The organism is Bosea sp. AS-1, from assembly GCF_002220095.1.
Classification (GTDB): Bacteria; Pseudomonadota; Alphaproteobacteria; order Rhizobiales; family Beijerinckiaceae; genus Allobosea.
Genome location: NZ_CP022372.1, coordinates 249,225 through 275,000 on the forward strand (window position 1 = coordinate 249,225; position 25,776 = coordinate 275,000).

Annotated in this window: 29 protein-coding genes (1 of these 29 cut by a window edge); 11 read left to right on the plus strand and 18 right to left on the minus strand. The window is 66.6% G+C overall.

Annotation, left to right across the window (positions count from 1 at the left end; genetic code table 11):
* Nucleotides 1-26: 26 nt before the first annotated feature.
* The gene (ggt, locus tag CE453_RS02845) at nucleotides 27-1,763 is read right to left on the minus strand and encodes a gamma-glutamyltransferase (protein WP_089173212.1); all 1,737 of its coding nucleotides are present in this window, start codon (nucleotides 1,761-1,763) and stop codon (nucleotides 27-29) included.
* A gap of 131 nt (nucleotides 1,764-1,894) precedes the next feature.
* Between ggt and CE453_RS02850 the strand changes: the two genes are divergently transcribed.
* From CE453_RS02850 to CE453_RS02860, 3 genes are read left to right on the plus strand one after another with little or no spacing between them, the layout of a single operon-like run.
* Nucleotides 1,895-2,497 carry a LemA family protein gene (locus tag CE453_RS02850; protein WP_089173213.1) on the plus strand — a complete coding sequence of 201 codons (603 nt, stop codon included), beginning with the start codon at nucleotides 1,895-1,897 and terminating at the stop codon, nucleotides 2,495-2,497.
* Between the two features lie 13 nt (nucleotides 2,498-2,510).
* Entirely contained in the window at nucleotides 2,511-3,362 is an 852-nt protein-coding gene (locus CE453_RS02855; protein ID WP_472841013.1) for a TPM domain-containing protein, read from the plus strand.
* Nucleotides 3,362-3,967, plus strand: coding sequence for a TPM domain-containing protein (locus tag CE453_RS02860; protein WP_089173214.1), 606 nt, complete (start codon nucleotides 3,362-3,364; stop codon nucleotides 3,965-3,967). The genes CE453_RS02855 and CE453_RS02860 overlap by 1 nt, the downstream gene beginning before the upstream one ends.
* Before the next feature lie 66 nt (nucleotides 3,968-4,033).
* On the opposite strand, the gene CE453_RS02865 is transcribed toward CE453_RS02860, so the two are convergent.
* The 9 genes from CE453_RS02865 to acnA form a co-directional block, all read right to left on the minus strand.
* Nucleotides 4,034-4,801 carry a DUF1223 domain-containing protein gene (locus tag CE453_RS02865; protein WP_089173215.1) on the minus strand — a complete coding sequence of 256 codons (768 nt, stop codon included), beginning with the start codon at nucleotides 4,799-4,801 and terminating at the stop codon, nucleotides 4,034-4,036.
* Nucleotides 4,802-4,864: 63 nt separating this feature from the next.
* On the minus strand, nucleotides 4,865-5,800 hold the full coding sequence (locus CE453_RS02870; protein ID WP_248308176.1) for a lipid A biosynthesis lauroyl acyltransferase: 936 nt from the start codon (nucleotides 5,798-5,800) through the stop codon (nucleotides 4,865-4,867).
* Between the two features lie 155 nt (nucleotides 5,801-5,955).
* A complete protein-coding gene (locus tag CE453_RS02875) occupies nucleotides 5,956-6,978 on the minus strand; it encodes a zinc-binding dehydrogenase (protein ID WP_089173216.1) in 1,023 nt (340 codons plus the stop codon).
* A gap of 28 nt (nucleotides 6,979-7,006) precedes the next feature.
* On the minus strand, nucleotides 7,007-7,753 hold the full coding sequence (locus tag CE453_RS02880) for an SDR family NAD(P)-dependent oxidoreductase (RefSeq protein ID WP_089173217.1): 747 nt from the start codon (nucleotides 7,751-7,753) through the stop codon (nucleotides 7,007-7,009).
* Nucleotides 7,750-9,030 (minus strand): beta-ketoacyl-ACP synthase, encoded by a 1,281-nt coding sequence (locus CE453_RS02885; protein WP_089173218.1) that lies wholly within the window; start codon nucleotides 9,028-9,030, stop codon nucleotides 7,750-7,752. The genes CE453_RS02880 and CE453_RS02885 overlap by 4 nt, the downstream gene beginning before the upstream one ends.
* Nucleotides 9,031-9,042: 12 nt before the next feature.
* Complete coding sequence (locus CE453_RS02890; protein ID WP_089173219.1) at nucleotides 9,043-10,191, minus strand: beta-ketoacyl-ACP synthase; 1,149 nt, start codon at nucleotides 10,189-10,191, stop codon at nucleotides 9,043-9,045.
* Nucleotides 10,188-10,652, minus strand: a complete 465-nt coding sequence (locus tag CE453_RS02895) for a 3-hydroxyacyl-ACP dehydratase FabZ family protein (RefSeq protein WP_089173220.1) — start codon at nucleotides 10,650-10,652, stop codon at nucleotides 10,188-10,190. The genes CE453_RS02890 and CE453_RS02895 overlap by 4 nt, the downstream gene beginning before the upstream one ends.
* A 159-nt stretch (nucleotides 10,653-10,811) precedes the next feature.
* Entirely contained in the window at nucleotides 10,812-11,093 is a 282-nt protein-coding gene (locus CE453_RS02900; protein ID WP_038358122.1) for an acyl carrier protein, read from the minus strand.
* A gap of 208 nt (nucleotides 11,094-11,301) precedes the next feature.
* The gene (acnA, locus tag CE453_RS02905) at nucleotides 11,302-14,001 is read right to left on the minus strand and encodes an aconitate hydratase AcnA (protein WP_089173221.1); all 2,700 of its coding nucleotides are present in this window, start codon (nucleotides 13,999-14,001) and stop codon (nucleotides 11,302-11,304) included.
* Nucleotides 14,002-14,260: 259 nt separating this feature from the next.
* Between acnA and ccmA the strand changes: the two genes are divergently transcribed.
* Together ccmA and ccmB are read left to right on the plus strand one after the other, a co-directional pair.
* On the plus strand, nucleotides 14,261-14,857 hold the full coding sequence (ccmA, locus tag CE453_RS02910) for a heme ABC exporter ATP-binding protein CcmA (RefSeq protein WP_089177669.1): 597 nt from the start codon (nucleotides 14,261-14,263) through the stop codon (nucleotides 14,855-14,857).
* Nucleotides 14,854-15,522 carry a heme exporter protein CcmB gene (gene ccmB / locus CE453_RS02915; protein WP_089173222.1) on the plus strand — a complete coding sequence of 223 codons (669 nt, stop codon included), beginning with the start codon at nucleotides 14,854-14,856 and terminating at the stop codon, nucleotides 15,520-15,522. Before ccmA ends, ccmB begins: the two co-directional genes overlap by 4 nt.
* Here the strand turns inward: ccmB and CE453_RS02920 are convergent.
* A complete protein-coding gene (locus CE453_RS02920; RefSeq protein WP_089173223.1) occupies nucleotides 15,510-15,740 on the minus strand; it encodes a hypothetical protein in 231 nt (76 codons plus the stop codon). The genes ccmB and CE453_RS02920 overlap by 13 nt on opposite strands.
* Before the next feature lie 292 nt (nucleotides 15,741-16,032).
* Between CE453_RS02920 and CE453_RS02925 the strand changes: the two genes are divergently transcribed.
* The 3 genes from CE453_RS02925 to CE453_RS02935 are packed head-to-tail and all read left to right on the plus strand — an operon-like array spanning nucleotide 16,033 to nucleotide 17,602.
* The gene (locus CE453_RS02925; protein WP_089173224.1) at nucleotides 16,033-16,794 is read left to right on the plus strand and encodes a heme ABC transporter permease; all 762 of its coding nucleotides are present in this window, start codon (nucleotides 16,033-16,035) and stop codon (nucleotides 16,792-16,794) included.
* Entirely contained in the window at nucleotides 16,791-16,979 is a 189-nt protein-coding gene (gene ccmD / locus CE453_RS02930; RefSeq protein WP_089173225.1) for a heme exporter protein CcmD, read from the plus strand. The genes CE453_RS02925 and ccmD overlap by 4 nt, the downstream gene beginning before the upstream one ends.
* Nucleotides 16,976-17,602: a DsbE family thiol:disulfide interchange protein gene (locus tag CE453_RS02935; RefSeq protein WP_089173226.1), complete on the plus strand. Its 627-nt coding sequence runs from the start codon at nucleotides 16,976-16,978 to the stop codon at nucleotides 17,600-17,602. Before ccmD ends, CE453_RS02935 begins: the two co-directional genes overlap by 4 nt.
* A gap of 7 nt (nucleotides 17,603-17,609) precedes the next feature.
* Here the strand turns inward: CE453_RS02935 and purQ are convergent, their stop codons facing one another.
* From purQ to purC, 4 genes are all read right to left on the minus strand, one after another.
* Nucleotides 17,610-18,302, minus strand: a complete 693-nt coding sequence (purQ, locus tag CE453_RS02940) for a phosphoribosylformylglycinamidine synthase subunit PurQ (RefSeq protein WP_089173227.1) — start codon at nucleotides 18,300-18,302, stop codon at nucleotides 17,610-17,612.
* A gap of 3 nt (nucleotides 18,303-18,305) precedes the next feature.
* Entirely contained in the window at nucleotides 18,306-18,548 is a 243-nt protein-coding gene (gene purS, locus CE453_RS02945) for a phosphoribosylformylglycinamidine synthase subunit PurS (protein WP_089173228.1), read from the minus strand.
* Nucleotides 18,549-18,632: 84 nt separating this feature from the next.
* Entirely contained in the window at nucleotides 18,633-19,220 is a 588-nt protein-coding gene (locus CE453_RS02950) for a hypothetical protein (RefSeq protein WP_157732877.1), read from the minus strand.
* Between the two features lie 41 nt (nucleotides 19,221-19,261).
* The gene (purC, locus tag CE453_RS02955) at nucleotides 19,262-20,056 is read right to left on the minus strand and encodes a phosphoribosylaminoimidazolesuccinocarboxamide synthase (protein ID WP_089173230.1); all 795 of its coding nucleotides are present in this window, start codon (nucleotides 20,054-20,056) and stop codon (nucleotides 19,262-19,264) included.
* A 315-nt stretch (nucleotides 20,057-20,371) separates the two neighbouring features.
* Between purC and CE453_RS02960 the strand changes: the two genes are divergently transcribed.
* Both CE453_RS02960 and CE453_RS02965 read left to right on the plus strand, forming a co-directional pair.
* Nucleotides 20,372-20,695, plus strand: coding sequence for a DUF1476 domain-containing protein (locus tag CE453_RS02960; protein ID WP_089173231.1), 324 nt, complete (start codon nucleotides 20,372-20,374; stop codon nucleotides 20,693-20,695).
* A gap of 131 nt (nucleotides 20,696-20,826) precedes the next feature.
* Nucleotides 20,827-21,606, plus strand: a complete 780-nt coding sequence (locus tag CE453_RS02965; protein ID WP_089173232.1) for an HpcH/HpaI aldolase family protein — start codon at nucleotides 20,827-20,829, stop codon at nucleotides 21,604-21,606.
* A gap of 55 nt (nucleotides 21,607-21,661) precedes the next feature.
* Here CE453_RS02965 and CE453_RS02970 read toward each other — a convergent pair whose 3' ends face one another.
* Nucleotides 21,662-22,306: a DNA-3-methyladenine glycosylase family protein gene (locus CE453_RS02970; protein ID WP_089173233.1), complete on the minus strand. Its 645-nt coding sequence runs from the start codon at nucleotides 22,304-22,306 to the stop codon at nucleotides 21,662-21,664.
* A 95-nt stretch (nucleotides 22,307-22,401) separates the two neighbouring features.
* Between CE453_RS02970 and gluQRS the strand changes: the two genes are divergently transcribed.
* On the plus strand, nucleotides 22,402-23,298 hold the full coding sequence (gluQRS, locus tag CE453_RS02975) for a tRNA glutamyl-Q(34) synthetase GluQRS (RefSeq protein WP_089173234.1): 897 nt from the start codon (nucleotides 22,402-22,404) through the stop codon (nucleotides 23,296-23,298).
* Nucleotides 23,299-23,321: 23 nt separating this feature from the next.
* On the opposite strand, the gene CE453_RS02980 is transcribed toward gluQRS, so the two are convergent.
* A complete protein-coding gene (locus CE453_RS02980; protein WP_089173235.1) occupies nucleotides 23,322-24,239 on the minus strand; it encodes an AEC family transporter in 918 nt (305 codons plus the stop codon).
* A gap of 111 nt (nucleotides 24,240-24,350) precedes the next feature.
* Nucleotides 24,351-25,776, minus strand: the 3' portion of a protein-coding gene (locus tag CE453_RS02985; RefSeq protein WP_089173236.1) for a M23 family metallopeptidase. 593 nt of this gene lie beyond the right edge of the window; 1,426 of the gene's 2,019 nt are visible here — the last part of the coding sequence; its start codon lies off the right edge, out of view; its stop codon occupies nucleotides 24,351-24,353.

The following is a 25,776-nucleotide window of genomic DNA, read 5'->3' on the forward strand; positions in this document are numbered from 1 at the left end:
GCAACATGACAGCGTGATGAAGCCGGTCAGTCCCCGATCGCGACACCCTCCCGCCTTCCGTCGGCTCCACCGAGGAAGCCTTCCGGTGTCTTGACGATCACCTGCGTCCCGGAGGTCATTTCCATGAGCTGGACCTTGTGACCCTTGGCCTCGAGCGCGGCCTTCCAACCTTCCACCTCAGTGCCCGCTTCAAGCTCGGTCGGGCCGTTGCGGCTGCCAAAATTGCCGAAATCCGCGGCTTGCTGCGGGTCCATGCGCCAGTCGAGCAGGGCGACCAGCGTTTTGGCGACGAATTCGATGATCTGGCTGCCGCCGGGCGAGCCCGCCACCGCGTAAAGCCGCCCGAAGGCGTCGAAGACAAGGGTCGGTGCCATGGAGGAGCGCGGGCGTTTGCCGGGCTCGACCCGGTTGGCGACCGGTTTGCCGTCCTCTTCCGGCGCGAAGTTGAAGTCGGTCAACTCGTTGTTGAGCAGGAAGCCCGCCTTCGTCATCAGGTGGGAGCCGAATCCGCCCTCGATCGTCGTCGTCATGGCGACGGCGTTGCCCTGCGCATCGACGACCGAAATGTGGCTGGTGCCATGCTCGACCCCGTCGGAGGGTGCGAGCAATCCGGCACGCCGATGGGGCGGATCGCCCGCTTGAGCCTTGCCCATCGAGCGCTCGGGGCTGATCAGGCCGGCGCGGGAGCGGATGTAGTCGCGGTCGATCAGGCCGCGCACCGGCACGGCGAAGAAGGCGGGGTCGCCGAGATAGAGATTGCGGTCGGCAAAGGCGAGCCGGCCGGCCTCGCTGAACCAATGAGCGGCTTCCGGTCCTGGCCCCAGGCGCCTGAGATCGACGGTCTCCAGCATGCCGAGCATCTGCTGGATGGCGACGGCGCCCGAGCTCGGCGGGCCCATGCCGCAGAGCTTCCAGACCCGATAGGTGCCGCAGACCGGCTCGCGCTCCTCGACCTTGTAGGCGGCGAGGTCGGCCAGCGTCATGTCGCCGGGATTGCCCGGATGTTCCGCTATGGTCGTGACGATGTCCTCGGCGATCGGTCCCTTGTAGAGCGCATCCGCCCCTTGCGCCGCGATGGCGCGCAATGTCTCGGCGAAGGCCGGGCTCTTCAGGATGGTGCCGACGGCCTTGGGCTGCCCATCGGCCTCGTAGAAATAGGCGGAAGCACGCGGATTCTTCGGCAGATCCTTGTCTCCGGCCAGGAGGCCATTGAGGCGCGGCGATATGGCGAAGCCTTCCTCGGCGAGCTTGAGTGCTGGAGCGATCAGGTCGGCCCAGGGCAGCTTGCCCCAGCGGCGATGCGCCTCCTCCAGCAATTTCAGCGTGCCCGGCACGCCGACCGAGCGGCCGCCGATCACAGCTTCGCGGAACGGCATCGGCTTGCCGTCCTTCAGAAAACGATCAGACTTGGCGGCGGCGGGAGCCGTCTCGCGCCCGTCGAGCGTGGTCACCTTGTGGGCCGCCTCGTCCCAGTGAACGAAGAATGCGCCGCCGCCGATGCCGGAACTTTGCGGCTCGACGAGGTTGAGTACGAGTTGGGTGGCGATGGCGGCATCCGTGGCGCTGCCCCCGGCGCGCAGGATGTCGCGCCCGGCCGCGGCCGCGAGCGGGTTGGCTGCCGCCGCCATGAACCGTTGCGCGGTCGTCTCGACCTTAGCGACCTTGCCCGTTCCGGCCTCCGGCGCCGGCGCGAGGGGCTGTGCAATCGCGATCTGTGTGGCGAGGGTCACCGCCGGCACGAGGATGAAGGGGAGAAAGCGCATGGACGACCTCCGCAATGCTCCAGCACAGAATAGGCTATTCGTCGCGGCCTGACAGCTTGGTGCAGCGCGGCTCGGCAGGTAAGGTTCCGAATCGAACAGCAACGCATCGATGCCAAAAAGGGGTTTTCGGCATGACGTTCTCCGCCCAGCTACGCCGTCCGTTGGCCTGGCTCGCGCTCGGCCTTCTCGGCATCGCGCTCGCCGGTTGCGGCTACAACAACGTGCCGACGCTGGAAGAGAAGGCGAAAGCGGCCTGGTCCGAGGTGCAGAACCAGTATCAGCGCCGGGCCGACCTGATTCCCAACCTCGTCGAGACAGTGAAGGGCTATGCGGCGCAGGAGAAAGAGGTTCTGACGGCCGTAATCGAGGCCCGTGCCAAGGCGACGCAGGTCAAGGTCGACGCCTCGACCATCAATGACCCAGCCAAGTTCAAGGAATATCAGGACGCGCAGAACCAGCTCACCGGCGCGCTTGGGCGGCTGCTCGTCACGGTCGAGCGCTATCCCGATCTGAAGTCGAACCAGAACTTCCTCGCCCTGCAGTCCCAGCTCGAAGGCACGGAAAACCGGGTCGCCGTGGCGCGGCGCGACTACATCCAGGCGGTGCAGGCCTTCAACACGGAGATCCGCACCTTCCCGGGTGTGATCTGGGCCAAGCTGTTCTGGGGCGCCAAGCCGATGGAGACCTTCACCGCGACGGCCGGAGCCGACAAGGCGCCGAGCGTGAAGTTCTGAACCTGTGACGACCTTGCTGGGAGAGGCGTGGAATAGCTCTCTTCCGCGCGGGAGAGGGCGGGCGTGGGGCGCTTTCCTCCTGCTCCTCGCCCTGCTGCTCTGCATCGCGCCGGCCTTCGCCGCCGATCCGACCTATCCCGCTCTCTCGGGCCGGGTCGTCGACGACGCCAACATCATCGCGCCGGATGCGCGCCAGCGCATTGCGGACAAGATCAAGGCCCATGAGGACAAGACCTCCGACCAGATCGTGGTCGCGACGGTGCCGTCGCTGCAGGGGCTGACGATCGAGGATTTCGCCAACGGCCTGTTCCGGCACTGGCAGCTCGGCCAGAAGGCGAAGAACAACGGCGTGCTGCTGATCGTGGCGCCCAAGGAGCGCAAGGTCCGCATCGAGGTCGGGTACGGGCTCGAAGGCGCACTGACCGATGCGCTCTCCAAGGTCATCATCACCACGGCGATCGCGCCCAAGTTCAAGACAGGCGATTTCGCGGGTGGCATCGAGGCCGGAGTCGACGCCATCGTCACAATCCTGGCAGGCGATGCCGAGGAATGGCAACGACGTGCCGAGGTGCGTTCCGACGAGAGCTCGCCGGTCGAGGACATCGCGGTCCTCGTCGCGATGGTGCTGATCTTTCTGTTCATCGTCGCCTTCCTGCGCGGCCTGAGCCAGCAGGGCAATGGCGTGCGCCGGCACCGGACGCGCGACGGACGCTGGATCGTGCTGCCGCCGAGCAGCTCCGGTTGGGGCTCGGGCTCCGGCTGGGGCGGCGGAGGTGGCTGGAGTTCCGGCGGCGGCTTCTCCGGTGGCGGGTTCTCGGGCGGCGGCGGATCGTCCGGCGGCGGTGGTGCTTCGGGAGACTGGTGATGGACGCCGCGGACAGGGATGCGATCGCGGAAGCGGTGCGCCGCGCCGAGACCGGCACGGCCGGCGAGATCGTCGTGGTCATCGACCGGGCGGCGTCGAGCTATCGCAACGTGCCGGTGGTGATGGCGCTCGCGCTTGCGCTGCTTGTGCCCTGGCCGTTCATCTCGCTGACAGCGATGAGCACGCAGCGCATCTTCATGATCCAGCTCTTCTGCGCCGTGATCCTGCTCGGCACCCTGCTCTGGTACGGCCGCGGCGGGCGCTTCGTGCCGGGTTTCGTCAAGCGGCGCCGGGCGCATGACACCGCGCTCCGGGAGTTCACGGCGCGCGGGCTGACGCGGACCAAGGGGCGGACCGGTGTCCTGCTCTATGTCGCCCTGCAGGAGCGCTATGCGGAGATCCTGGCCGATACCGGCATCGACGGCCTGGTCGAGCAGAAGACCTGGAACGGCATCATCGAGCCGCTGCTGGTTGCGGCGCGGGAGGACAGGCTGACCGAAGGGCTGATCGCGGCGGTCGATGCGGTCGGCGCCGTGCTGGCGCAACATGTCCCGCCCGTGCCGGGCGATGTCGACGAGCTGTCGAACAAGGTGATCCTGCTCTAAAGCCTCACTGATCGCGCCTGTGCGGGGCGCGCGATAACTAGAGGCCGATGCGAGCCGGTCGACGGGTCAGGGCGTTATCTTGCCGCGCGCGGCGCCGAGGATCGGCCCCGGCATCATGCCGTATTTCCCGGGCTGGTCGGTCTGAACGATGACGACGTACCCGTCCGCTTCCGGCGCCTGGGTGGCGCTCAGCGGAGCAGTGATCGTGGTTTCCCTGCCGTTCCAGTCGCCGACACGGACCATGCCGCGCACGACATTGGCATAGGACAGAGTCTTGCCCTGGTTCTCCCCGCGCGTGACCGGCACGGAGGCGAGATGCGTGGTCGGGAGCACCCAGACGCCGGCTGCGTTGTCGGACGTGGCCCCGGAGGAGGCGAGCTTGATCTCGAGATTGCCGTTCGCTTCCTTGAGCCCGACCTGGACCGGGAAACCCGTGGGCGCGAGCTGCTGGATCGTCTTCTGGATCTCGTCCTTGTCGGAGCCGACCAGATGACCGGTGCCATTGACGACGACCTGGGGGGTGTAGACCTGCCCATCGCCGCGAGCCTTGGCATAGAACTTCTGGCGCTTGGCGAAGGAATCCTTGCCGAGCGTGTCCTTCCAACCGAGATAATCCCAATAGGTCACCGGCAGCGTCAGCGCGATCAGATCGGGATCCTTCGAGAGCTCGATCACGAGCGCATCTGCCGGCGGGCAGGAGGAGCAGCCCTGGCTGGTGAAGAGCTCGAGCAGCGCCTTCGGCTGCTTGGCGGGAGTCTGTGCCCGGCCGTCCGCGACGCCCATGGCGAGGGCCGCGATCGTCACAGCTAGGAGGCGCTTGCCGGGGAACATCATCGAACTCTGCAGAGAAAGTCTTGTGGCGAGGTTACCAAAGCCCCCATTCGCGGCATTTGGAAATCACGTTGCCTTGAAAACAGGCGTCGTCGCGCGGCCGTGATCGAACTCGGCCAGGGCGGCCGCCGATATCATCTTCGGCCGCCAGCGGCGGTGCATCCAGAGCCACTGCTCGGGATACTCGCGCACCCAGCCCTCCACCACGGCCGTCATCATTGCCATGGCGCCCTGGACGTCGATCTCGCCATTGGCATCGCGCGGCAGATCGAGCGGCGGGGTGAGCTCCAGCCGGAAGCGGTGGTTCGGCAGACGGATGACCCGCACGCCATGAACCGGGCATTCGAAGCGCTTGGCGAACTTGCCCATGATCGGGTTGGTCAGCGCCGGGCGGCCGAAGAACGGCACCACGACGCCGCGGGTGAAATGCTGGTCAATCAGCATGCCGAGATGGCCGCCATTCTCCAGCACGCCCTGCATGGCGAAGGCTGCGCCCTGTTTCGCGGCGGCAAGCCCACCCATCGCGCCGGATCGGATCTCGTGGACGACGGCGGCGATTGCGGGATCGTTGGGAGCCCGGAAGACCGCGGTGGTTTCCAGATCATAGGTCTGCGCGCAGATCGCCGGCAGTTCCCAGTTGGCGAGATGGGTCGAGAAGATCAGGCCTGGCTTGCCGTCATCCTTGAGCGCGATGAAATGCTCGATGCCCTTGACCTCGACGCGCGAGGGCTTGTCGGGGTTGTGGTAGTCATAATCGAAGAGCGCCTTCAGGTTGGCGTATTCGCCGGCGACGCGGCCAAGGTTTTCCCAGGCACCGCGCGCGATGCGCCTGACCTCCGCCTCGTCCTTTTCGGGAAAGGCTGCGCGGATATTGGCGAGCGCCACGCGGTTGACCGGGATCAGCGGGCTCGCGGTCCGGAGAAGCCAGCCGCCGAGATCGCTGGCGCGCTCGGGGCCCAGCAGGCGCAGAAAACCGAACAGGGCGCGGATCACGCCGATCATCACCGCCGCGCCCATCCGCGCGGCGATCGCCTTCAATCGTCTCAAGGTCGGTCCAGCCTCAATCGCCCGTGCCGAGAGCAAGACCGGGCCTGAAACGGGCGATCTGGGGCAGGAATGCGCCGGCGTCAAGTCTCTCGCCAGAGCGGGTCGATCGCTCAGAAGGTGATGACGACCTTGCCGAAGACCTGCCGACCCTCGATACGGGCGAGGCCCTTCTCGAAATCGGCCAGCGGGAAGACCGAATCGATCACCGGCTTCATGCCGCCGGCCATCTTCTCCAGCGATTGCGCGATATTCTCGATGCGGCAGCCGAAGGAGCCGGTGATCCGGTATTGCTGCTGGAAGAGCTGCATCAGGTTGATCGTGGCCGAGGGGCCCGAGGTCGCGCCGCAGGTGACGAGCCGGCCGCCACGCTTCAGGCAGAGCAGCGAGCCGTTCCAGGTATCGGCGCCGACATGCTCGAAGACGACATCGACGCCCTTGCGGCCGGTCAGCTTGCGCACGACGCCCTCGAAGCGGTCCTCCCGGTAGTTGATGACGTGATCGGCGCCGAGGGCCTTGGCCTTGGCGCCCTTCTCGTCGTCGCCGACGGTCGTATAAACCGTGCAGCCGATCGCCTTGGCCATCAGGATCGCGGCCGTGCCGATGCCGGAGCCGCCGGCATGGACCAGCACGGATTCGCCGGGCTCCAGCTTCGCATTGTCGAAGAGCATGTGCTGGACCGTGCCGAAACCGATCGGCGCGCAGGCGGCATCCTCGAAGGAGACCCCTTTTGGTGCCTTGATCGTCAGGCGGGCGGGGCGGTTCAGCACCTCGCGAGCGAAGCCGTCGATATGGAAGCCCATGATGCCGGCGACGTTCTCGCAGAGATTGTCCCGACCCTCGCGACAGGCCTTGCACTGGCCACAGGTGTCGGCGCCATAGGCGGTGACGACGTCGCCAGGTGCGAAGCCGGTCACGCCCTCGCCGACGCAGACGATCTCGCCTGCGGCTTCGACACCGGCCGCCTGCGGCATCTTGCGCTTGGCGAAGGCCATGCCGCGGAAACCCCAGAGGTCGAGATAGTTCAGTCCGACTGCCTTGATGCGGATCTGCACTTCGCCCGGAGCGGGCGGCGGCGGCGGCTCGATCTCTTCCAGGCGCAGGTCGCGATCGCCGTGGAGCTGGAGGGAACGCATCGGATATCGACCTTTCAGAACAAACTTGTCAGCGATGCACGCCGAGCTGGGCGGTCAGGCCGCCGTCGATCGGCAGCACGGTACCGCTGATATAGGCGGCAGGCTCGCTCATCAGGAAAGCGGCGACGCCGGCGACTTCCTCCGGCTTGGCGAACCGGCCAGCGGGAATCTGCGCCTGCATCTTGTCGCGATAGGCGGCATAGGGCGCCATCATGTCGGTGTCGACGAAGCCGGGCGCGATGATGTTGACCGTGACGCCGCGCTTCCCGGTCTCGACCGCGAGCGTCTTGGCATAGGAGATCAGCGCGCCCTTGGAGGCGGCGTAGGCGGCATTGCCGGCGTTGCCGCGCAGCGCCGCGACCGAGCCGATCGCGACGATCCGACCGGCCCGGGCACGGATCATGTTGCGCATCAGGCTTTTGGCGAGGCGGGTGAAGGCCCAGAAATTGACCTGCATCGCCGCCTCGGCCTTGTCTTGGTCCATCATCGCTGCCAGCGAGTCATAGGGCTGGCCGGCGTTGTGAACGAGGCCGAAGTAGCTCTCGCCCTCGCGCGCCTCGCAGAAGGTTTCGAGCGCCGCCTTGTCGGAGAGGTCGAGCGGCAGCGCCGTGACCGTACGGCCAGGATGGGCGGCTGCGATCTCCCCAGCCAGCGCCTTCGCCTGCTCGGCGGAGGAGCGGAAGGTGAAATCGACATCGTGGCCGGCCGCGGCGAGCGCGCGCACGATCGCGGCGCCGACACCTTTGGCGCCACCCGTCACGAGAATCTTGGTCATGCGGCCTCCGGGGGCGCCGTCAGCACGAGGCAAGTGTTCTGGCCGCCGAAGCCGAAGGAGTTGGAGAGGACCGTCCTCACCTTCGCCTTGCGTGCCTCGTTCGGCACGACGTCGATCGCGATGGCGGGGTCCGGGTTCGCATAGTTGATCGTCGGCGGGATCGTGCCGTTGGCGATGGTCAGGAAGGAGATCACCGCCTCGACCGCGCCGGCTGCCGTCAGCGTGTGGCCGATCATCGACTTGTTCGAGGAGATCGGCAGTTTGGCCATGCGCTCGCCGAAGACGGCGGCGCAGCTCATCGCCTCCATCTTGTCGTTCTCGGGCGTCGAGGTGCCGTGGGCGTTGATGTAGTCGACATCGTCCGGCGTCAGCCCGGCATCGGCGAGTGCGTCCTGCATGGCGAGGATCGCCGGCTTGCCGTCCGGGCTCGAGCGGGTGCGGTGGAAGCCGTCGCCGCGCTCGCCGCAGCCGGCGACGATGCCGAGGATGGTCGCGCCGCGCGCCAGCGCATGATCGTAGTCCTCCAGCACAAGGGCGCCAGCGCCCTCGCCCATGACGAAGCCGTCACGGTTCTTCGAGAACGGCTTGGCGGCACCTTCCGGTGGATCGTTCTGGGTTGAGAGGGCCGAAAGCAGCGAAAAGCGGATCAGCGCCTCGGCATGGATCGAGCCGTCGGTGCCGATGCAGAGCGCGGCCTCGGTGTCGCCACGGCGGATCGCCTCGACGCCCATCTGGATCGCCGTCGCGCCCGAGGAGCAGGCGGTCGAGAGCGAGATCGGCGAACCCTTGGTGCCGAAACGGTCGGCGATATGGTCGGCGACGCCGCCAAAGACGAAAAGCTCGTGCATCGCCCGGTACTTGCCGGTTTCGGCGGCGCGCAGCAGCCCGTCATAGTCGACATCACCCTCGATGGTCTGGGCCATCTCCTGCTTCTGCGGCCATTCCATCTCGACCGGCGGGACGGCCATGAAGAGCTCACCGGGGAAATCGCCGGAGGTTCCGAGGCCGCTCTGGGCGACAGCCTCCTCGGCCGCCAGGGTCGCGAGCTTTTCCGAGAGCTGCGGGGCGGTGAACGGCTCGTCGAAGAGGAAATCGACGGTGCCGCCGATCGTGGTGCGCAGGCCCTCGGTCGGGAAGCGTTCGATGCGGTGGATGCCGGACTGGCCGGCCGTCAGCGCCTGCCAGTTTGTTTCCTTGCCCTGGCCGAGCGAGGTGACGACGCCGAGGCCGGTGACGGCGACGAGCGGGCGGCCCTTGGCATCACGATGCGTGGTCATGGTTTCAACCTCTCACGCTTGGACCAGATGGGCGGCGCCTTCGCCGCGCCAGTGACCGGCGCCGGTGACGATCGCTTCCTTCACCTGCCCGGCTGACAGGGCGATTGCCGCCAGGGCGACCGAGATCGGGAAGGCTGCCTCGACGCCATGGCCGACGAGATCGCCGGCGGCGACGCGCCTGGCAGCAGGAGCCGCCGCCTTCAAGGCAGCGGCTTCTTCAGCCGTGATGCCCGCGCAGCCGGTCGCGGCAGAAATGGCGAGGCTGTCAGGGCCGATGGAACCGAAAGCGTCGACGAGCTTCGTCAAGGCTGCTTCGACCGTACCGGGCGCGCGGCGACTGCGGGCGGCTCCCGCATGGCTCAGCTTGGCGTAAACCTTGGCACCACGTGCCGCGGCACGCTCGGCCGATTCGAGGACGAGGAAGGCGCCCGCGCTGCCGGTGATCAGCCCTGGGGCATCGTCCCGCTCGAACACGGGAGCGAAGTCATTCCGGCGCAGATAGCCACCGAGCTCGAAGAGCAGCAGCATGTCGCGACGCTCGGCGTTGTAGGCACCGCCGACGAGCATCAGGTCGGATTGGCCCGAGGCGATGCGGGCATGGGCCGTGCGGATGGCGTCGACGCCGGCCTGCTCTTCGCCCATGAAGGTGCGCGACGGGCCCGTGACACCGTGAACGATGGCGATATTGCCGGCGAGCAGATTGGAAAGCTGGGCGAGAAAGAGTGTGGGCCTGAGATCGCCCATCAAGTGCTCGTTGAGATAGGTGCCGGGCTCGTTGGCGCCGCGCAATCCTGTAAGAATGGCGGAATCGACAGCATGGTCGCGTTCCCCGCCACCGGCGGCAACGATCACCTGCAGCGCGCTCTTGGCCTCGGCATCCTCCTTGATCCCGGCGGAGTCGAGGGCGAGGCCGGCCGCATAGACGCCGAGGCGCTGCCAGGGCTCCATCTGGCGCTGGTCGGACTTCTTCGGGATCTGCCGGTCCAGCTCAAGCGCGGCGAGCGGGTGGAGCGGATAGGGCTTGAAGCTCTCGGTATCGACGACCGGCGGCCCGCCCGCCTTCAGCGCGGCGGCGTGGGCCTCGATGCCTTCGCCGAGGCTGGAGGCGATGCCGATTCCGGTGATGACCACGTCACGACGGTTCGTCGTCATATCGCTCATGGAGCAGGCTCCGGCTTCAGGCCGATGGCTTCGATGCGGCTCTGCATGAGCGCGCGCATATCGGCGGGGAAAGGCATCAGGCGGAAGCGCAATTCAGCGTCGCAGATCGGCTTGCCGTTGCTGGTCAGTTTCGCCCTGGTGGCGGCATAGCCCGACCCCTCGATGACGAGCTCGGCGCTGGCTTCCAGTTCCGTCTCGGGCTCGACGAAGGTGCGGAAGCGCGCCTTGTCGACCGTCATCAGGAAGGGCATCTGGCTGAGGCCATTCAGGCCGAGCAGCAGATAACCGGAGGCCTGCGCCATGGTCTCGGTCAGCAGCACGCCCGGAACGAGCGGGTGCCCGGGGAAATGCCCTTCGAAGACCGGGCTTTCGCTCGGGACGGTAGAGCGCGTGACGATGCGCTTCTGCGACGGATCGAAGGAAACGACCCTGTCGATCATGTCGAAATATTCGAGGCGCATGCGATCCCTGACTCAGATGGGCGCCGGAACGACGCAAAGCCGCGGCGCGGATCGGAGGATCCGCATCGCGGGCTCAATGCTCTATCGGGAGCGGCGCGCCGGCTCAAGTGCGGCGGCGGCCGATCGCGCCGGAGACTTGGGCCGGGCTCGGGCCCGCGCTCAAGCCTTCTTGGCGGCGACCAGGTCGTCGATGCGCTTGCAGAGGTTCTCGAGCACGAAATACTGCTCGGCCGGAGCCTTGCCCTCGTTGACCTCCTGCGTCCACTGCTCGAGCGGCAGCTTGATGCCGAAAGCCTTGTCGATCGCGAAGGCGATATCGAGGAAGGCGAGCGAGTCGATGCCGAGATCGTCGATGGCGTGGCTCTGCGGCGTGATCTTCTCACGCGGAATATCGCAGGTTTCGGAAATGATGCCGGCGACCGTCTCGAACGTGGCGGACATGCTGCGGGTGCTCCCGTCTTAAAAGGATTTCGGCGGATGACGTCCGAGCGCGGGATATCGCCTGCGCTTGCCCCAAGTCGCCGCGGAGGATGACTGATCCGCCCCCTTACACTGCAGCGGGCGCGAGGACAACCGGGGCTGCCCCTCAATGCGTCATGGCCGGCTTGCACCGGCCATGACATGGTTTGCGTCCGGTTGAGCCGGCTGCTTATGCGGCAAGGCCGCGCAGGACGTATTGCAGGATGCCGGCGTTCTTGAAGTAGTCGATCTCGTCCAGCGTATCGATGCGGCAGAGGATCGGAACCTTCTTCACCGTGCCGTCGGCATAGGTGATCTCGGCTTCCATCATCTGGCGCGGCTTGACGTTGGCCAGGCCGTGGATGGTGACCATCTCGTCGCCCTTCAGGTTGAGCGAGGCCCAGCTCGTGCCTTCCTGCAGGGTGAAGGGCACGACGCCCATGCCGACCAGGTTCGAGCGGTGGATGCGCTCGAAGCTCTGGGCGATCACTGCCTTGACGCCAAGGAGGTTGGTACCCTTCGCCGCCCAGTCGCGCGACGAGCCGTTGCCGTATTCGACGCCGGCGAAGATGACCAGCGGCACCTTCTCCTGCTTGTACTTCATCGCCGCGTCATAGATCGGCAGCTCTTCCTTGGACGGGTAGTGGATGGTGTAGCCACCCTCGCGGCCGTTCGGGCCAAGCATGTGGTTGCGGATGCGGATATTGGCGAAGGTGCCCCGCATCATCACCTCATGGTTGCCACGGCGCGTGCCGTACTGGTTGAAGTCGGCCACCGCGACGCCGTGCTCGGTGAGGTAGGCGCCGGCCGGGGAGGCCGCCTTGATCGAACCGGCCGGAGAGATGTGGTCGGTGGTGATCTTGTCGCCGAAGAGGCCGAGGATGCGGGCGCCCTTGATGTCGGTGATCGCGTCCGGCTTCTGGTGCATGCCCTGGAAATAGGGCGGGTTCTGCACATAGGTCGAATCGTTGTCCCAGGCATAGGTCTCGCTCCTGGGAGCATCGACCGCCTGCCAGTGGGCATCGCCCTTGAAGACGTCGGCGTACTTCTCCTCGAACATCGCGCGGGTGACGTTCTGCTGGATGAAGCTCTGGATCTCCTTGTTGGAGGGCCAGATGTCCTTCAGGTAGACGTCCTTGCCGTCCGAGCCCTGGCCGAGCGGCTGGGTCGTCAGGTCCATCTGGACGGAGCCGGCGAGCGCATAGGCGACGACCAGCGGCGGCGAGGCGAGGTAGTTCGCCTGCACGTCCGGCGAGACGCGGCCTTCGAAGTTGCGGTTGCCGGAGATGACCGCGCCCGCGATCAAGCCCTTATCGTTGATCGTCTTCGAGATCGGCGCCGGCAGCGGGCCGGAATTGCCGATGCAGGTGGTGCAGCCGAAGCCGACCAGGTTGAAGCCAAGCTTGTCGAGATCGGTCTGGAGGCCGGACTTGGCCAGGTACTCCGCCACGACCTGCGAGCCGGGCGCCAGCGAGGTCTTCACCCACGGCTTGACCTTGAGGCCCTTCTCGACGGCCTTGCGGGCGAGCAGGCCCGCGGCCATCAGCACCGAGGGGTTCGAAGTGTTGGTGCAGGAGGTGATGGCGGCGATGACGACATCACCATGGCCGAGGTCGAAATCCTCACCCTCGACCTGCACGCGGCGGGAGATCTCGCCGCCCTTCTTGTAGTCGTTCTCCATGGCGGCGGCGAAACCGGCCTTGACGCCGGAGAGGTCGACGCGGCCCTCGGGGCGCTTCGGACCAGCCATCGAGGGCTGAACCGTCGAGAGATCGAGCTCGAGCGTGTCGGTGAAGACCGGATCGGCGGTCTCGCGGGTGGCGAAGAGGCCCTGCGCCTTGGTGTAGGCCTCGACCAGCGCGATGCGGTCCGACTTGCGGCCGGTGGTGGTGAGGTAGTCCAGCGTCTCGGCATCGACCGGGAAGAAGCCGCAGGTCGCGCCGTATTCCGGGCCCATATTCGCGATCGTGGCACGGTCGGCCAGCGTCAGGTTGTAGAGGCCGGGGCCGAAGAACTCCACGAACTTGCCGACAACGCCCTTCTTGCGCAGCATCTGCGTGACGGTCAGCACGAGGTCGGTGGCGGTGATGCCTTCCTTCAGCGAGCCGGTCAGCTTGAAGCCGATGACCTCCGGCAGCAGCATCGACTGCGGCTGGCCGAGCATGGCTGCTTCCGCCTCGATGCCGCCGACGCCCCAGCCGAGAACGGCGAGGCCGTTGACCATGGTGGTGTGCGAATCGGTGCCGACCAGCGTGTCGGGATAGGCGACCTCGACCTCCTTGCCGTCGATCGTCTCGTTACGGGTCCAGACCGTCTGGGCGAGATATTCGAGGTTGACCTGGTGGCAGATGCCGGTGCCGGGCGGGACGACGCGGAAATTGTCGAAGGCCTGCTGGCCCCACTTCAGGAACTTGTAGCGCTCGGCGTTGCGTTCATATTCGAGCTCGACGTTCTTGGCGAAGGCCTTGGGCGAGCCGAATTCGTCGACGATGACCGAATGGTCGATGACGAGATCGACCGGAACGAGCGGGTTGATCTTCTGGGCGTCGCCACCCAGCGCCTTGACGCCGTCACGCATCGCGGCGAGGTCTACCACCGCGGGAACGCCGGTGAAGTCCTGCATCAGCACGCGAGCCGGGCGGAAACCGATCTCTTTGCCGGCCTTGCCCTTGTCGTCGAGCCAGGCGACGAAGCCCTGGATGTCTTCCTTGGTGACGGAGCGGCCGTCCTCGAAGCGCAGCAGGTTCTCGAGGAGCACCTTCATCGAGAAGGGCAGCTTGGAGATACCGGGCAGGCCGTTCTTCTCGGCGTCAGGCAGCGAATAATAGGTGTAGCTCTTGCCGCCGACATCGAGTGTCTTGCGGGCCTTGAATGAATCGAGCGAAGCCATGTCGGCAATATCCTGATCAAGGGGTTGCGGTCGCGAGCGGCAAGTCTTCAAGGGTTTCTGCCCTTGCGGACGCTGCCGTTCGAAGGCCTAATGCGCGTGACGCGCGCGCCGCCCCGGGAGTGCCCGGGCCCCGCGCCGGATCGGCGTGCGGCGTAGCCGCGGGTTCTATAGAGCAATTCCAAGAAGCGCGCTACATGAACGAAATGTGGTCGAATGCATCGGCGGCATCGCTGCCTTGACGCAAGTTTCCTTCCCCGATCTGCGGCTTCGCGTCGAGAATCTGTGCTGCCGCCGGGGTGGCCGACTGATTTTCGAGGGCGTGAGCCTGTCGCTGGCCAATGGCGAGGCGCTGGCGCTGACCGGTCGCAATGGTGCCGGTAAGTCGAGTCTCATCGCCATGCTCTGCGGGCGCCTGCGGCCTGACGGCGGCAGCATTCGCATCGACGGTGCGGATGAGGCGGAGCTCGTCGAGCTCAGCCATCTCGTCGGTCACCGCGACGGGCTCAAGACCGCGCTGACGGCGCGCGAGAACCTCGCCTTTGCGCAGGATTTGCTGGGGAACCCCGCTGCGTCGCCGGAGGCGGCGCTGGCAGCCGTTGGTTTGGCTCATGCTGCGGCGCTGCCGGTAGGGTATCTCTCGGCGGGCCAGCGGAGGCGGGTCGCGCTGGCGCGGCTACTGGTTTCGCAACGCCCGTATTGGCTGCTGGACGAGCCGATGTCGGCGCTCGACGCGGCGTCGCAAGCCATGCTGACCGGGCTGATGCGCGATCATCTCGGCGCGGGCGGCGCGATCCTTGCCGCGACGCACGGGCCGCTGGGGCTGGACGAGGCACGCGAATTCAGGATCGGACCGTGACCCGCGCCTTCCTCGCCATCCTGAAACGCGATCTCGCCTTGGCTGCTCGGGCCGGGGGTGGCGGCGAGCTCGCACTCGTCTTCTTCCTGACGATCGTCGTGCTGGTGCCCTTCGCGCTCGGGCCAGACCTCAACCTTCTGTCGCGGATCGGGCCGGCGATCCTGTGGCTGGGCGCACTGCTTGCGGTGTTGATCGGGCTCGACCGGCTGTTCCAGGTCGACGAAGAGGACGGCTCGCTGGAGCTGATGCGGGCCTCGGCCCTGCCGCTCGAAGGCGCGGTGCTGGCCAAGGGACTGGCGCACTGGCTGACGACCGGCCTGCCGCTGGCGCTGATCTCGCCGCTGCTGGGCCTGCTTGTCGCGTTGCCGGGAGACGGCGTGCTGCCGCTGTTCGCCACGCTCCTGGTCGGCACGCCGGCGCTCAGCTTCATCGGTGCAGCCGGTGCGGCGCTGGCGGCGAGTCTGAAGCGGGGTGGGCTGATCGTGCCGGTGCTCGTCGCGCCCTTGACGATCCCGGTGCTGATCTTCGGCGTCTCGGCCGCCAACGCCGCACTTGGCGGGACAGTGCCGTTCAGGACGCCTTTCCTGATCCTCGCGGCCCTGTCGCTGGCCGCGATCGTGGTCGGGACGCTGGCCGCCGCTGCCGCGTTGCGTCAGCCGGAGTGATGGCCGCCCGTATGATCGAGCTCGACGGCGCAACCGCATTGCGCCGCCAGGCGCACCACCGTGGCGGCGATGGCGTCGAGCTCGACATCGCCGACATCGTGCTCACGCTGGATTTCCTGGGCGGTCGCATAGACGTCGACGACGAGCGATTGGCTCGCCTTCGCGCGGATCGCCAGCTCGACTTCGCGCTGGACCGCGTCGGACAGTCGCACTTCCATGGTGGTCCCCCGCATCTGACCGTGACGGTAATGGGCCGAGATGAAGGCCGCAAGCGGAGAGTTCCAAATCTGTAATATGTTCAATGTGATACAGACGGATCGGGGTGACGTTACGGAGCCCTTCCGCGTTCGCCGGAAAAAGACCAAGGCCTGGAGCCGCTTGCCTCGTCGCGGCCAGGTTCGTGTGTCAGCAGCTTCGTGATGTCGCAGCCGGCGCCAGCGCATTGCTTGGATGCCGCTCGCATTGCTATTGCTGCGACGCCCCAGCCTCGCGGCATCGTTTACGGATGACATGGCCAGCCTGATCGACCTCGCCAACCCGACGCGTTTCATGCGGTTTTCCGCCGTGGTGCTGCCTTGGCTCGCCGCGGTGTCGCTGGTGCTGCTCGCCGTCGGCTTCTATCTCGCCTGGTTCGTCGCTCCGGCCGATTACCAGCAGGGCGAGACCATCCGCATCATGTTCGTGCATGTACCGGCGGCCTGGCTCGCCATGATGTTCTACTCGATGATGGCCGTCTCGGCGCTAGGCACGCTGGTCTGGCGCCATCCGCTCGCCGATGTCGCGCAGAAGGCGGCGGCGCCGATCGGGGCCTGCTTCGCGCTGGTCTGCCTCATCACAGGAGCGCTCTGGGGCAAGCCGATGTGGGGCACCTACTGGGTCTGGGATGCCCGCCTGACCTCGGTGCTGGTGCTGTTCCTGATCTATCTCGGCATCATCGCGCTCTGGCGCGTGCTCGACGAGCCGTCCCGGGCCGGGCGCGCCGTTGCGATCCTGACGCTGGTCGGCTTCGTCAACGTGCCGATCATCAAGTTCTCGGTCGACTGGTGGAACACCTTGCACCAGCCGGCCTCGGTGTTCCGCATGGGCGGGTCGACGATCGACGGCTCGATGCTCTGGCCCCTGCTGATCCTGGCGCTCGGCTTCACCCTCTTCGCGCTCATGCTGCACATGGTGGCGATGCGGGCCGAGATCATGCGCCGACGCGTGCGGACCCTGACGATCCTCGAGGCCGAGCGGCTCGACCGGCTGGCGACGCAGGAGCTGCCGGCATGAGCGCGCTGACCCAAAGCCTCGGGCCCCATGCCGGTTTCATCCTGGCCTCTTATGGGGCGGTCGCGGCCGTCCTCGTCGGGCTGACGCTGTCGATCGTCCTGGATCATCACGCGCAGAAGCGGGCGCTCGCGGCGCTTGAGCAGCGCGGCGCCGGGCGTCGCCGCTCGGAGCGAGGCACGCCATGAGCTCGACCGAAATCAAGGAAGCCGCATCGGCAATGGAAGGCGAGGCCGCGCCCCGTCGCCGCTCGCCGCTCATCTTCCTCGCGCCGCTGATCTTGTTTGGCGGTCTCGCCATCGTTTTCGGCATCGGCCTGTTCTCGGGCGATGCGAGCCGTGTCCCTTCCGCGCTGATCGGCAAGGCAGCGCCTGCAATCACGCTGACCCCGGTCGAGGGGCTGCAGCGGGATGGCCAGCCGGTGCCGGCCTTCGGCAATGCCGATCTCGGCAAGGGGCGGGCAACGCTGGTGAATGTCTTCGCGAGCTGGTGCGCGCCCTGCAAGGTCGAGCATCCGGTGCTGGTCGGGCTCTCGCAGACGGACGCCGTCAAGCAGGGCAAGGTTGCGTTGGTCGGGATGAACTACAAGGACGAGGCGGAGAATGCCCGTCGATTCCTCGGCGCGCTCGGCAATCCGTTTTCGGCGGTCGGCGCCGACAAGGGCGGCCGCGCCGCGATCGAATGGGGTGTCTACGGCGTGCCGGAGACGTTCCTGATCGGGCCGGACGGGCGCGTCCTCGACAAACATGTCGGGCCGCTCGACCAGGCGGCCGCGGCGAAGCTGCTTCAGCGGGCGCTGACGGGGAGCTGAAAGCTCCTCAGGCGGCCTTGGCCGCGACGAGACTCTCGAACAGACCGCGCCCGTCGGTACCGCCGACCAGCGAATCGATCAGGTTTTCCGGGTGCGGCATCAGGCCGAGCACGTTGAAGCCTGGCGAGTAGATGCCGGCGATGTTGTTGAGCGAGCCGTTCGGATTCGCTTCGGCCGTGACCTTCCCCTGCGCATCCGCATAGCGGAAGGCGACGAGGCCTTCGCCTTCGAGGCGGGCGAGCGTCTCGGCATCGGCGATGTAGTTGCCCTCGCCATGGGCGATGCAGACGTCGATCGCCTGCCCCTTGGCGTAGGCACGGGTATAGGGCGTGTCGTTGCGCTCGACCGTGAGGTGCTGGCGCCTGCAGACGAATTTCAGATGGGCGTTGCGGACCAGGATACCGGGCAGGAGCCCCGCCTCGCAGGCGATCTGAAAACCGTTGCAGATGCCGAGCACATAGCCGCCGCGGGCGGCATGAGCGCGAGTCGCGTCCATGATGTGGGCACGGCCGGCGATGGCGCCGGTGCGCAGATAGTCGCCATAGGAGAAGCCGCCCGGCAGCACGACGAGATCGGTCCCGGCCGGCAACTCGGTGTCGGCGTGCCAGACATGGGCGATTTCGGCGCCGGCCTGCTTCAGCGCCTTGGCGACGTCGCCGTCACGGTTGGAGCCCGGGAAGGTGATGACGGCGGCCTTCATCGTTCAGCCTCCGATCTCGACGCGGTAATTCTCGATCACGGTGTTGGCGAGCAGCTTTTCACAGGCCGCCTTCAGCGCAGTCTCGGCAGCGGCCTTGTCGGCGGTCGAGAGCTCAATGTCGAAGACCTTGCCCTGGCGCACCGAGCCGACGCCGTCGATGCCGAGCGACTTGAGCGCGCCTTCGATCGCCTTGCCCTGCGGATCGAGCACGCCGTTCTTCAGGGTGACGGTGACGCGGGCTTTCATGAGTCTCTCCGGGGCCGGGCTTCGATCCGGTGCCTTAGCGATGAATCGGGGCGGGCTCAACCGTTTCCAGCGGTTTCACGTGAATCAGCGGCTGCGCCAGGCCGCTTCCGCGTCGTGCTTCGCGGCGTCGGCCGTGTCGCTGACGGCGAGCGCTACAACCAGGCGGTCATTCTCACGCCCGTAGAGGATCGCGGTGACGCCTTGCCGGGCGGGGGCATCCTTGGCGCGAATCGTGACGAGGATGCCGTTGGCCCCTGCCGCGTCGAAGCGGGCATAGTCGGTGACGCTGTTTTCCGGCTTGGGTTTCGGTGGCTTCTTGCCGGCCCGGCGCTGTTCGGCGGCCCTGGCTGATGCCTTCTCTGCCGCCAGACGGGCGAAGGAGCGTGCCAGCTCGGCCGGCTTCTCCGAAAGGGCCTGTTCCATGCCGCGGGCCTGCGCGCCCTCGAAGGCGACCACGGCGGCAAAACCTTGCCGGATGCAGGCATTGCGCGGGCAGAAGGCCATGGACCGGGCTTCGAGCCCGTCGTTCAGCACCCAGGCGCCGATCGGGAGCGGTTGCCAGCCGGCGGAGGCTGGCAGGTCCACGATGGGCGAGCCGTACTGGCTCGAGCAGGAGGAGAGAAAGAGCCCGGCCGCGAGAAGCAGCGGCGCGACGTGAAAACGGGAGCGCATGCGCTCCCGCTTCATTCGCGATTGTGGCCGGGTGACGGCGCTCACTGCACGAGGCGCGGGCCGCTCTGGCCGGGGTTCTCGTTCTCGCCCAGGATGCCGAGGCGGCGGGCGACTTCCGAGTAGGCTTCGATCAGGCCGCCCATGTCGCGGCGGAACCGGTCCTTGTCCATCTTGTCCTTCGACTTGATGTCCCAGAGCCGGCAGGAATCGGGGCTGATCTCGTCGGCGACGACGATACGCATCATCTCGCCTTCCCAGAGCCGGCCCGTCTCCATCTTGAAGTCGACGAGGCGGATGCCGGCGCCGAGGAAGAGGCCGGAGAGGAAGTCGTTGACGCGGATGGCCAGCGCCATGATGTCGTCGATCTCCTGCGGGGTCGCCCAGCCGAAGGCCGTGATGTGCTCTTCGGAGACCATCGGGTCGCTGAGCGCCTCGTTCTTGTAATAGAACTCGATGATCGAGCGCGGGAGCTGCGTGCCCTCCTCGAGGCCAAGGCGGGTCGCCAGCGAGCCGGCGGCGACGTTGCGCACGACAACCTCGAGCGGAATGATCTCGACCTCGCGGATGAGCTGTTCGCGCATGTTCAGCCGGCGGATGAAATGCGTCGGCACGCCGATATCGTTGAGGTTCGAGAAGATGTGCTCGGAGATGCGGTTGTTGAGCACGCCCTTGCCGTCGATCACCTCGTGCTTCTTCGCATTGAAGGCGGTGGCGTCGTCCTTGAAATGCTGGATCAGCGTACCGGGCTCCGGTCCTTCATAGAGGACCTTCGCCTTGCCTTCGTAGATGCGACGGCGGCGATTCATGGGGATGTACCGTGGCTTGAGGAAATCCAAAGGTCGGCCCTTCTCTGGACGCGATGGGGTCGCGGCGGGATCTTGGCCCCTGAACTGTCGGCTTGTGCCAGTCGCGGCGACCCTTGTGGATCGCGGACCGGCGCCAGAACCGGATTCTCGCATTGCACCCCTGGAGGCGCCATGCGCCTGCTATATGGAGCGTCTCGCCCGCAAACGCAACAAATCGCCTGTCGCAGGTCCGCGCGAGGCTTAAGAGCTCCTGAAGTCCGTGGTCGAGGCTGGCTCTTACCGCTGCGTCGCCCTATATGGAGCGAACGACGCCATCTCAAGCCCCGCACAGGAGCCCGACGCCGCATGACGACCTTCGACCAGCGCAAGGACGCCTTCGAGAACAAGTTCGCCCATGACGAGGAGCTGCGCTTCAAGGCGACGGCGCGGCGCAACAAGCTGCTCGGACTCTGGGCCGCGGAGAAGCTGGGCAAGAGCGGCGCCGATGCCGACGCCTATGCCAAGTCGGTCGTCGTGGCCGATTTCGAGGAGGCCGGTGACGAGGACGTGCTTCGCAAGGTCAAGAACGACTTCGCCCTGGCCAATGTTGCGACCGCAGAAACGGAGATCCGGCAGGTCATGACCGAATTGCTGATCAAGGCGGCTGAGGAGATCCAGGCTGGACGCTGACCGCCTCCCGGTTGATGCAAGGCGAGATTGAAACGGGCGCATGGGCGCCCGTTTGCTTTTTGGTGGCCCGCCGGTCCAATTTGCAGGAGCCCGCCGATCACCGGGAGCGGGCCTGAAACGGATCAACGCACATGGCCAAGCCCACCGTCCTGTCCTCTCTCGCCGATCGCTTTGCGACGGGCGGGACCGTCGTCTCGGCCTGGTGCGGACTGCCCGATCCGTCGATCTCCGCCATCCTCGCGCAGGAGGATTTCGATGCGATCACGCTCGACATGCAGCATGGGCCGATCACGCTCGGCGAAGTCATCCGCGCGATCCCGCTGATCAACGCCGCGGGCAAGCCTGCGATTGCCCGCATTCCGGTCGGCGAATTCCAGAATGTCTCGAAGCTGTTCGACTCCGGGGTTTCCGGCGTGATCGCGCCGATGATCAACACCATGGAGGATGCGCGGACCTTCGCGGCTTATTCCAAGTACCCGCCGATGGGCGAGCGCAGCTGGGGCAGCTATGGCGGGCTCGGCGCCTCGGGCCTGGACCAGAACAGCTACCTCAAGGCTGCCAACGGCTTCTCGATGACCTTCGCGATGATCGAGACGCGCGAGGCGATGGCGATCGTCGACGACATTCTGGCGCTGGAGGGGATCGACGCCCTGTTTGTCGGGCCCTCCGACCTGTCGATTGCGCTGTCAGGCGGGGCGAAGGTCGATGCCACCGCACGCGAGGTCGATGAAGCGCTCAAGCACGTCGTCGCCCGCGCTTCGGCGGTGAACAAGCCGGTCGCGTTCTATTGCGCGACGGCGGAACGCGCGAAACAGGGCCTCGACATGGGCGCGCGCATGGTCACGGTGATGAGCGACAGCGGCATGCTGCGCGCCGCGGCGCAGACGGCGCTCAAGGTCGTGCGCAGCTGAACTCGTTCCCGCACTGACGGGCCGAAGAGGACTCTTTCGCTTTTCGGCCCGAGGTTCAGGCGTTGATGCCTTCGCGGCGCTTCAGCACGGCGTAATAGGCCCAGAGCAGTCGCGCCGCGACGCCGCGCCAGGGACGCCAGGCTTCCGCCATGGTGGCAAGCTCCGCTGCCTTCGGGCGCGCGCCGAGGCCGAAGGCATGGCGAGCCGCCTCCTGGATCGCAAGATCGCCGGCGGCGAAGCCGTCGCGATGGCCGAGGCAGAACAGAAGATAGACATCGGCCGTCCAGGGGCCGATGCCGGAAATCGCGGTCATCTGGGCATGGACCTCCTCGGGACTCATTCCGTCGAGAGCCTCGAAGGCGAAGCGCTGCTCGGCGAGCGCGGTTGCCAGCGCCAGCAACGTGCGCTGTTTCGGTCGTGACAGGCCGGAGAGACGCATGTCGTCATCGGTCGCAGCCAGCAATCGTTCCGGCGTCAGCGGCACGAAAACGCTTTCGAAGCGATTCCACACCGCGCGGGCACTGGCGACGGAGAGCTGTTGCGAGACGATGATGCCGGCGAGCCCGGCCAGGCCGCCCTCGCGCAATCGCAAGGGCGGCAGGCCGGTGCGGGCGATGATGGCCTGCCAGTCTGGGTGGAGCGCCGCCAGCGCGGCCATCCCTTCTTCGAGATCGGTGTTGCAGGTGATTCGTGCGGTCATGGTGTCAGGATGGATGGCAGCTCGGACGCTTCCCGTCAGCAGCGCCTGGTCCGGGCCGGTGGCGCTTTGGAACGATGTAGCTCAAGATCGAACCGATGGCCGCATATCCACCCGTTTCCGGCAAGCCTGTCTTCCGCTTCGCGCCGAGCCCGAACGGACGGCTGCATCTGGGCCACGCCCTGTCCGCCCTCACCAACGAGGCATTGGCGCGCCGCTTCGACGGCCGATTGCTGCTGCGGATCGAGGATATCGATCTTGGCCGCTGCAGGCCGGAATTCGCCGACGCAATCCTCGCTGATCTCGATTGGCTCGGAATCCGCTTCGAATTGCCGCTCCGGCGGCAATTCGAGCACTTCGACGACTATATCGCGGCGCTTGCATCCCTTCAGGCGCGCAGGCTGGTCTATCCGTGCTTCTGCTCGCGGCAGGAGATCAGGGCTGCCGTTGTCGCGCGCGAAACCGAAACGGGACGCCCCTGGCCCACCGACCCCGACGGGGCGCCGCTCTACCCCGGTTCCTGCAAGGAACTGGATGAGGCGGAGGCATCGCGCCGAATCTTAGCAGGCGAACCCCATGTGCTGCGGCTCGACATGGCGCGGGCCATGGCGCTCGCTGGAGAAGACCCCGGCTATGAGGTGTTCGATCCGAAGGGGAGTCGGGGTCGGGCTCCGGCGCAGCCTGCCCGCTGGGGCGATGTCGTGCTGGCGCGCAAGGACGTGCCGACGAGCTATCATCTGGCCGTGGTCGTCGACGATGCCCTGCAGGGCGTGACCCATGTGGTGCGCGGCAAGGATCTCGAGGCCGCGACCGATATTCATGTCGTTTTGCAGCGCCTGCTCGGCCTGCCGACGCCGCTTTACCATTTCCATAAACTGCTGATCGACGAGGATGGGCGCAAGCTGGCCAAGAGCCGCTCTTCCGAAAGCCTGGCGGAATTGCGCGAGCGGGGCGTCAGCGCTGCAATCATCCGGCAAGGACTCGGCTTCGACTGAGCCCCGGCTTCACTCGAAAGGCACTAGCCGACGCCGAGGAAGGTCAGCCAGGCGGCGGTGCTGAACAGCGAGAGCAGCGTCGACAGCGTGATCGCGCTCGATGCGTCGGCGACGCCCTGCCGGTAGCGCTCTGCAAAGAGGTAGGCGTTGATGCCGCAGGGGCAGGCCGCGAAGAGCACCGCGACACCGGACCAGTGCACCGGCATCTCGAAGACATGCGCCGCGAGCCAGTAGACCAGCAGCGGGTGGAGTCCGAGCTTGAGACCGCTGAGCACGGCCGGCAGGGCGAGGCCGGATTCCAGCCCGTACCGGCGCATGGCGATGCCGAGGCTGATCAATGCGCAAGGCACGGCCGCGCCAGCTAGCAGATCGACCAGCGTCCAGAGCGGCTGCGGGATCTCTCCCACAAAGGGGCGCACGGCCGAGCCGAGGATGATGCCGATGATGATCGGATGGGTGAAGAGGCGCTTGATCAGAAGGGGGATCGAGGCCGAACGGCCCTCCGCCAGCAAGGTCGCTACGGTCATCGTCACCGGCAGATGGACGGCGAGCAGCAGGCCGAGCGGCACGGCGCCGGCATCGCCATAGGCTTTCAGGATCATCGGGACGCCGACGAAAACCGTGTTGGACTGAGCAGCGGCGAAGCCCGAGACGACGAGCTCCGGCCCCTTGCGGGCGAAGCAGCGACTGGCGATCAGCATCGCCAGCACCCAGACCACGGCGAGCCCGGCGAAATAGGCGATCCAGTAGCCCCAGGGCTGGGTCAGGGGAATGTCCGCCTTGGCCAGCGTGCGGAACAGCAGGCAGGGCACGGCCAGGACGAAGACGAAGTCGGACAGGCCCTCGCCGGTGGTTTCGCGCAGGAGCTTCGTCCACCGGGCGACATAGCCCAGCCCGATCAACCCGAAGACGGGCAGGACGACGAAGAGGGAGGCGAGCATGGTGGGAGGCTCACGCCGCGAGAACAGGATGCGGCTTCGCGGTGTCGTCTTTAACGATGCATGTCAACCGCGGAAGCAGGTCGCGCGGCTGCATGCCGGCGCGCCATGCGCTCAGCGCAATTGTGCGACCGTGCCGCCAGCCTTCTCGATCAGGCCGCGAATCTCGTCGCGCTGCCGCTTGAACTCGGCCAGGCTCGGCCCCTGCAGCTCGCGTCCGCGCGGCACGCGGATCTTGAGGGGGTTCACGAAGTTGCCGTTGACCAGCACCTCGTAATGCAGGTGCGGGCCGGTTGAGAGGCCGGTCGAGCCGAGATAGCCGATGACCTGGCCTTGGCGAACCTTGGCGCCGGGCACGATGCCAGCCGCGAAATTCGACTGATGCGAATAGGTGGTGACGTAGCCGTTGGCGTGCTGGATCTCGGTATGCTTGCCATAGCCGGAGGACCAGCCGGCCTTCAGCACCGTGCCGTTGCCGGCGGCGAGAATCGGCGTGCCGATCTTGTTGGCCCAGTCGATGCCGGTATGCATCTTCGAGTAGCGCATGATCGGGTGGTAGCGCATGCCGAAGCCCGAGCGCAGCTCGCCCTCGGCGATCGGCTTGCGCAGCAGGAATTTCTTCAGCGACTTGCCCTCGTCGTCGAAATACTCGATCAGACCGTCCTCGGGCGACTGGTAGCGGAAGACCCGACGGGTCTCGCCGTTGACGGTGAGGCTGGCGGAGAGAATTTCGGCGCGCTCGCCCTCGTCTTCCTCGGTGAAGATCACTTCCAGATTGTCGCCGCCATGGACGCGCTGCTGGAAATCGAGGTCGTAGGAGAAGATCCGCACGAGCTCGTCGACGAGCGGTCGCGGCAGATCGTGGCGCGCGCCGGTTTCGTAGAGGCTCTCATAGAGACGGGCGCCGCCGGTGCCCTCATCCTCATCGCCGTCTTCCGTGTCGCGCCGCTGTTGCCGCTGGGCCGCAAGGTCCTGGTGCGGCAGGTTGACGGCGACGAAGGCTCCCTTGTCGTTCATCGCGATCGTGCCATCCGGCTGGCCGTTGCTCAGCAACGAAATGCGCATGATCTGGCGCGGGTCGCCCGTATTCGGACCGGGAGCATAGAGAACCTGCAGCACCTGCCCGTCCGGCAGGGGCGAGGTCTTCACCTTGCCGCCGAAGGCCGCGATCATCGTCCGAATCTGTTCCGGCTGGGCGCCGGCGCCGCGCATCGCCTGCTCGAAATTCTCGCCGCGCTTGGCCATGACCAGCTTGTCCTCGACCTGCGGCTCGCGCGAGGCTGGGATCGGGGTCTTCGGGGCGTTGGTGACGTTCTCGGGAACGACCCGGACCTCGATCCCCGAGAAACGCGTATCGGTGGCGGGCGCATAGCCGAGAATGTCGCCATTGGCGGGTGCAGTCCCGGTCAAAGTGCGGCTCAGCATGAGCTGCGGCGGGATCGGCAGGGCGCGCTGGCGGCCGGAATTGGCGTTGGCGCGCTCCTCCTCCACCTGCGACACCACCTCGCCGTCGGTAAGCTGCGGCTTACCGGGTGGAACG

Coding starts and splice junctions, on each gene's coding strand:
- CE453_RS02965 (WP_089173232.1), top strand. CDS start 20,827: ATGGCCAAGCCCACCGTCCTGTCCTCTCTCGCCGATCGCTTTGCGACG.
- CE453_RS02900 (WP_038358122.1), bottom strand. CDS start 11,093: ATGTCCGCCACGTTCGAGACGGTCGCCGGCATCATTTCCGAAACCTGC.
- purS (WP_089173228.1), bottom strand. CDS start 18,548: ATGAAAGCCCGCGTCACCGTCACCCTGAAGAACGGCGTGCTCGATCCG.
- acnA (WP_089173221.1), bottom strand. CDS start 14,001: ATGGCTTCGCTCGATTCATTCAAGGCCCGCAAGACACTCGATGTCGGC.
- CE453_RS02920 (WP_089173223.1), bottom strand. CDS start 15,740: ATGGAAGTGCGACTGTCCGACGCGGTCCAGCGCGAAGTCGAGCTGGCG.
- CE453_RS02970 (WP_089173233.1), bottom strand. CDS start 22,306: ATGACCGCACGAATCACCTGCAACACCGATCTCGAAGAAGGGATGGCC.
- CE453_RS02960 (WP_089173231.1), top strand. CDS start 20,372: ATGACGACCTTCGACCAGCGCAAGGACGCCTTCGAGAACAAGTTCGCC.
- ccmD (WP_089173225.1), top strand. CDS start 16,791: ATGAGCGCGCTGACCCAAAGCCTCGGGCCCCATGCCGGTTTCATCCTG.
- purQ (WP_089173227.1), bottom strand. CDS start 18,302: ATGAAGGCCGCCGTCATCACCTTCCCGGGCTCCAACCGTGACGGCGAC.
- CE453_RS02880 (WP_089173217.1), bottom strand. CDS start 7,753: ATGACCAAGATTCTCGTGACGGGTGGCGCCAAAGGTGTCGGCGCCGCG.
- CE453_RS02925 (WP_089173224.1), top strand. CDS start 16,033: ATGGCCAGCCTGATCGACCTCGCCAACCCGACGCGTTTCATGCGGTTT.
- CE453_RS02890 (WP_089173219.1), bottom strand. CDS start 10,191: ATGAGCGATATGACGACGAACCGTCGTGACGTGGTCATCACCGGAATC.
- CE453_RS02980 (WP_089173235.1), bottom strand. CDS start 24,239: ATGCTCGCCTCCCTCTTCGTCGTCCTGCCCGTCTTCGGGTTGATCGGG.
- gluQRS (WP_089173234.1), top strand. CDS start 22,402: ATGGCCGCATATCCACCCGTTTCCGGCAAGCCTGTCTTCCGCTTCGCG.
- CE453_RS02935 (WP_089173226.1), top strand. CDS start 16,976: ATGAGCTCGACCGAAATCAAGGAAGCCGCATCGGCAATGGAAGGCGAG.
- CE453_RS02860 (WP_089173214.1), top strand. CDS start 3,362: ATGGACGCCGCGGACAGGGATGCGATCGCGGAAGCGGTGCGCCGCGCC.
- ggt (WP_089173212.1), bottom strand. CDS start 1,763: ATGCGCTTTCTCCCCTTCATCCTCGTGCCGGCGGTGACCCTCGCCACA.
- CE453_RS02885 (WP_089173218.1), bottom strand. CDS start 9,030: ATGACCACGCATCGTGATGCCAAGGGCCGCCCGCTCGTCGCCGTCACC.
- CE453_RS02850 (WP_089173213.1), top strand. CDS start 1,895: ATGACGTTCTCCGCCCAGCTACGCCGTCCGTTGGCCTGGCTCGCGCTC.
- CE453_RS02870 (WP_248308176.1), bottom strand. CDS start 5,800: ATGATCGGCGTGATCCGCGCCCTGTTCGGTTTTCTGCGCCTGCTGGGC.
- CE453_RS02950 (WP_157732877.1), bottom strand. CDS start 19,220: ATGCGCTCCCGTTTTCACGTCGCGCCGCTGCTTCTCGCGGCCGGGCTC.
- CE453_RS02895 (WP_089173220.1), bottom strand. CDS start 10,652: ATGCGCCTCGAATATTTCGACATGATCGACAGGGTCGTTTCCTTCGAT.
- CE453_RS02875 (WP_089173216.1), bottom strand. CDS start 6,978: ATGCGTTCCCTCCAGCTCCACGGCGATCGCGACCTGCGCCTGGAAGAG.
- CE453_RS02865 (WP_089173215.1), bottom strand. CDS start 4,801: ATGATGTTCCCCGGCAAGCGCCTCCTAGCTGTGACGATCGCGGCCCTC.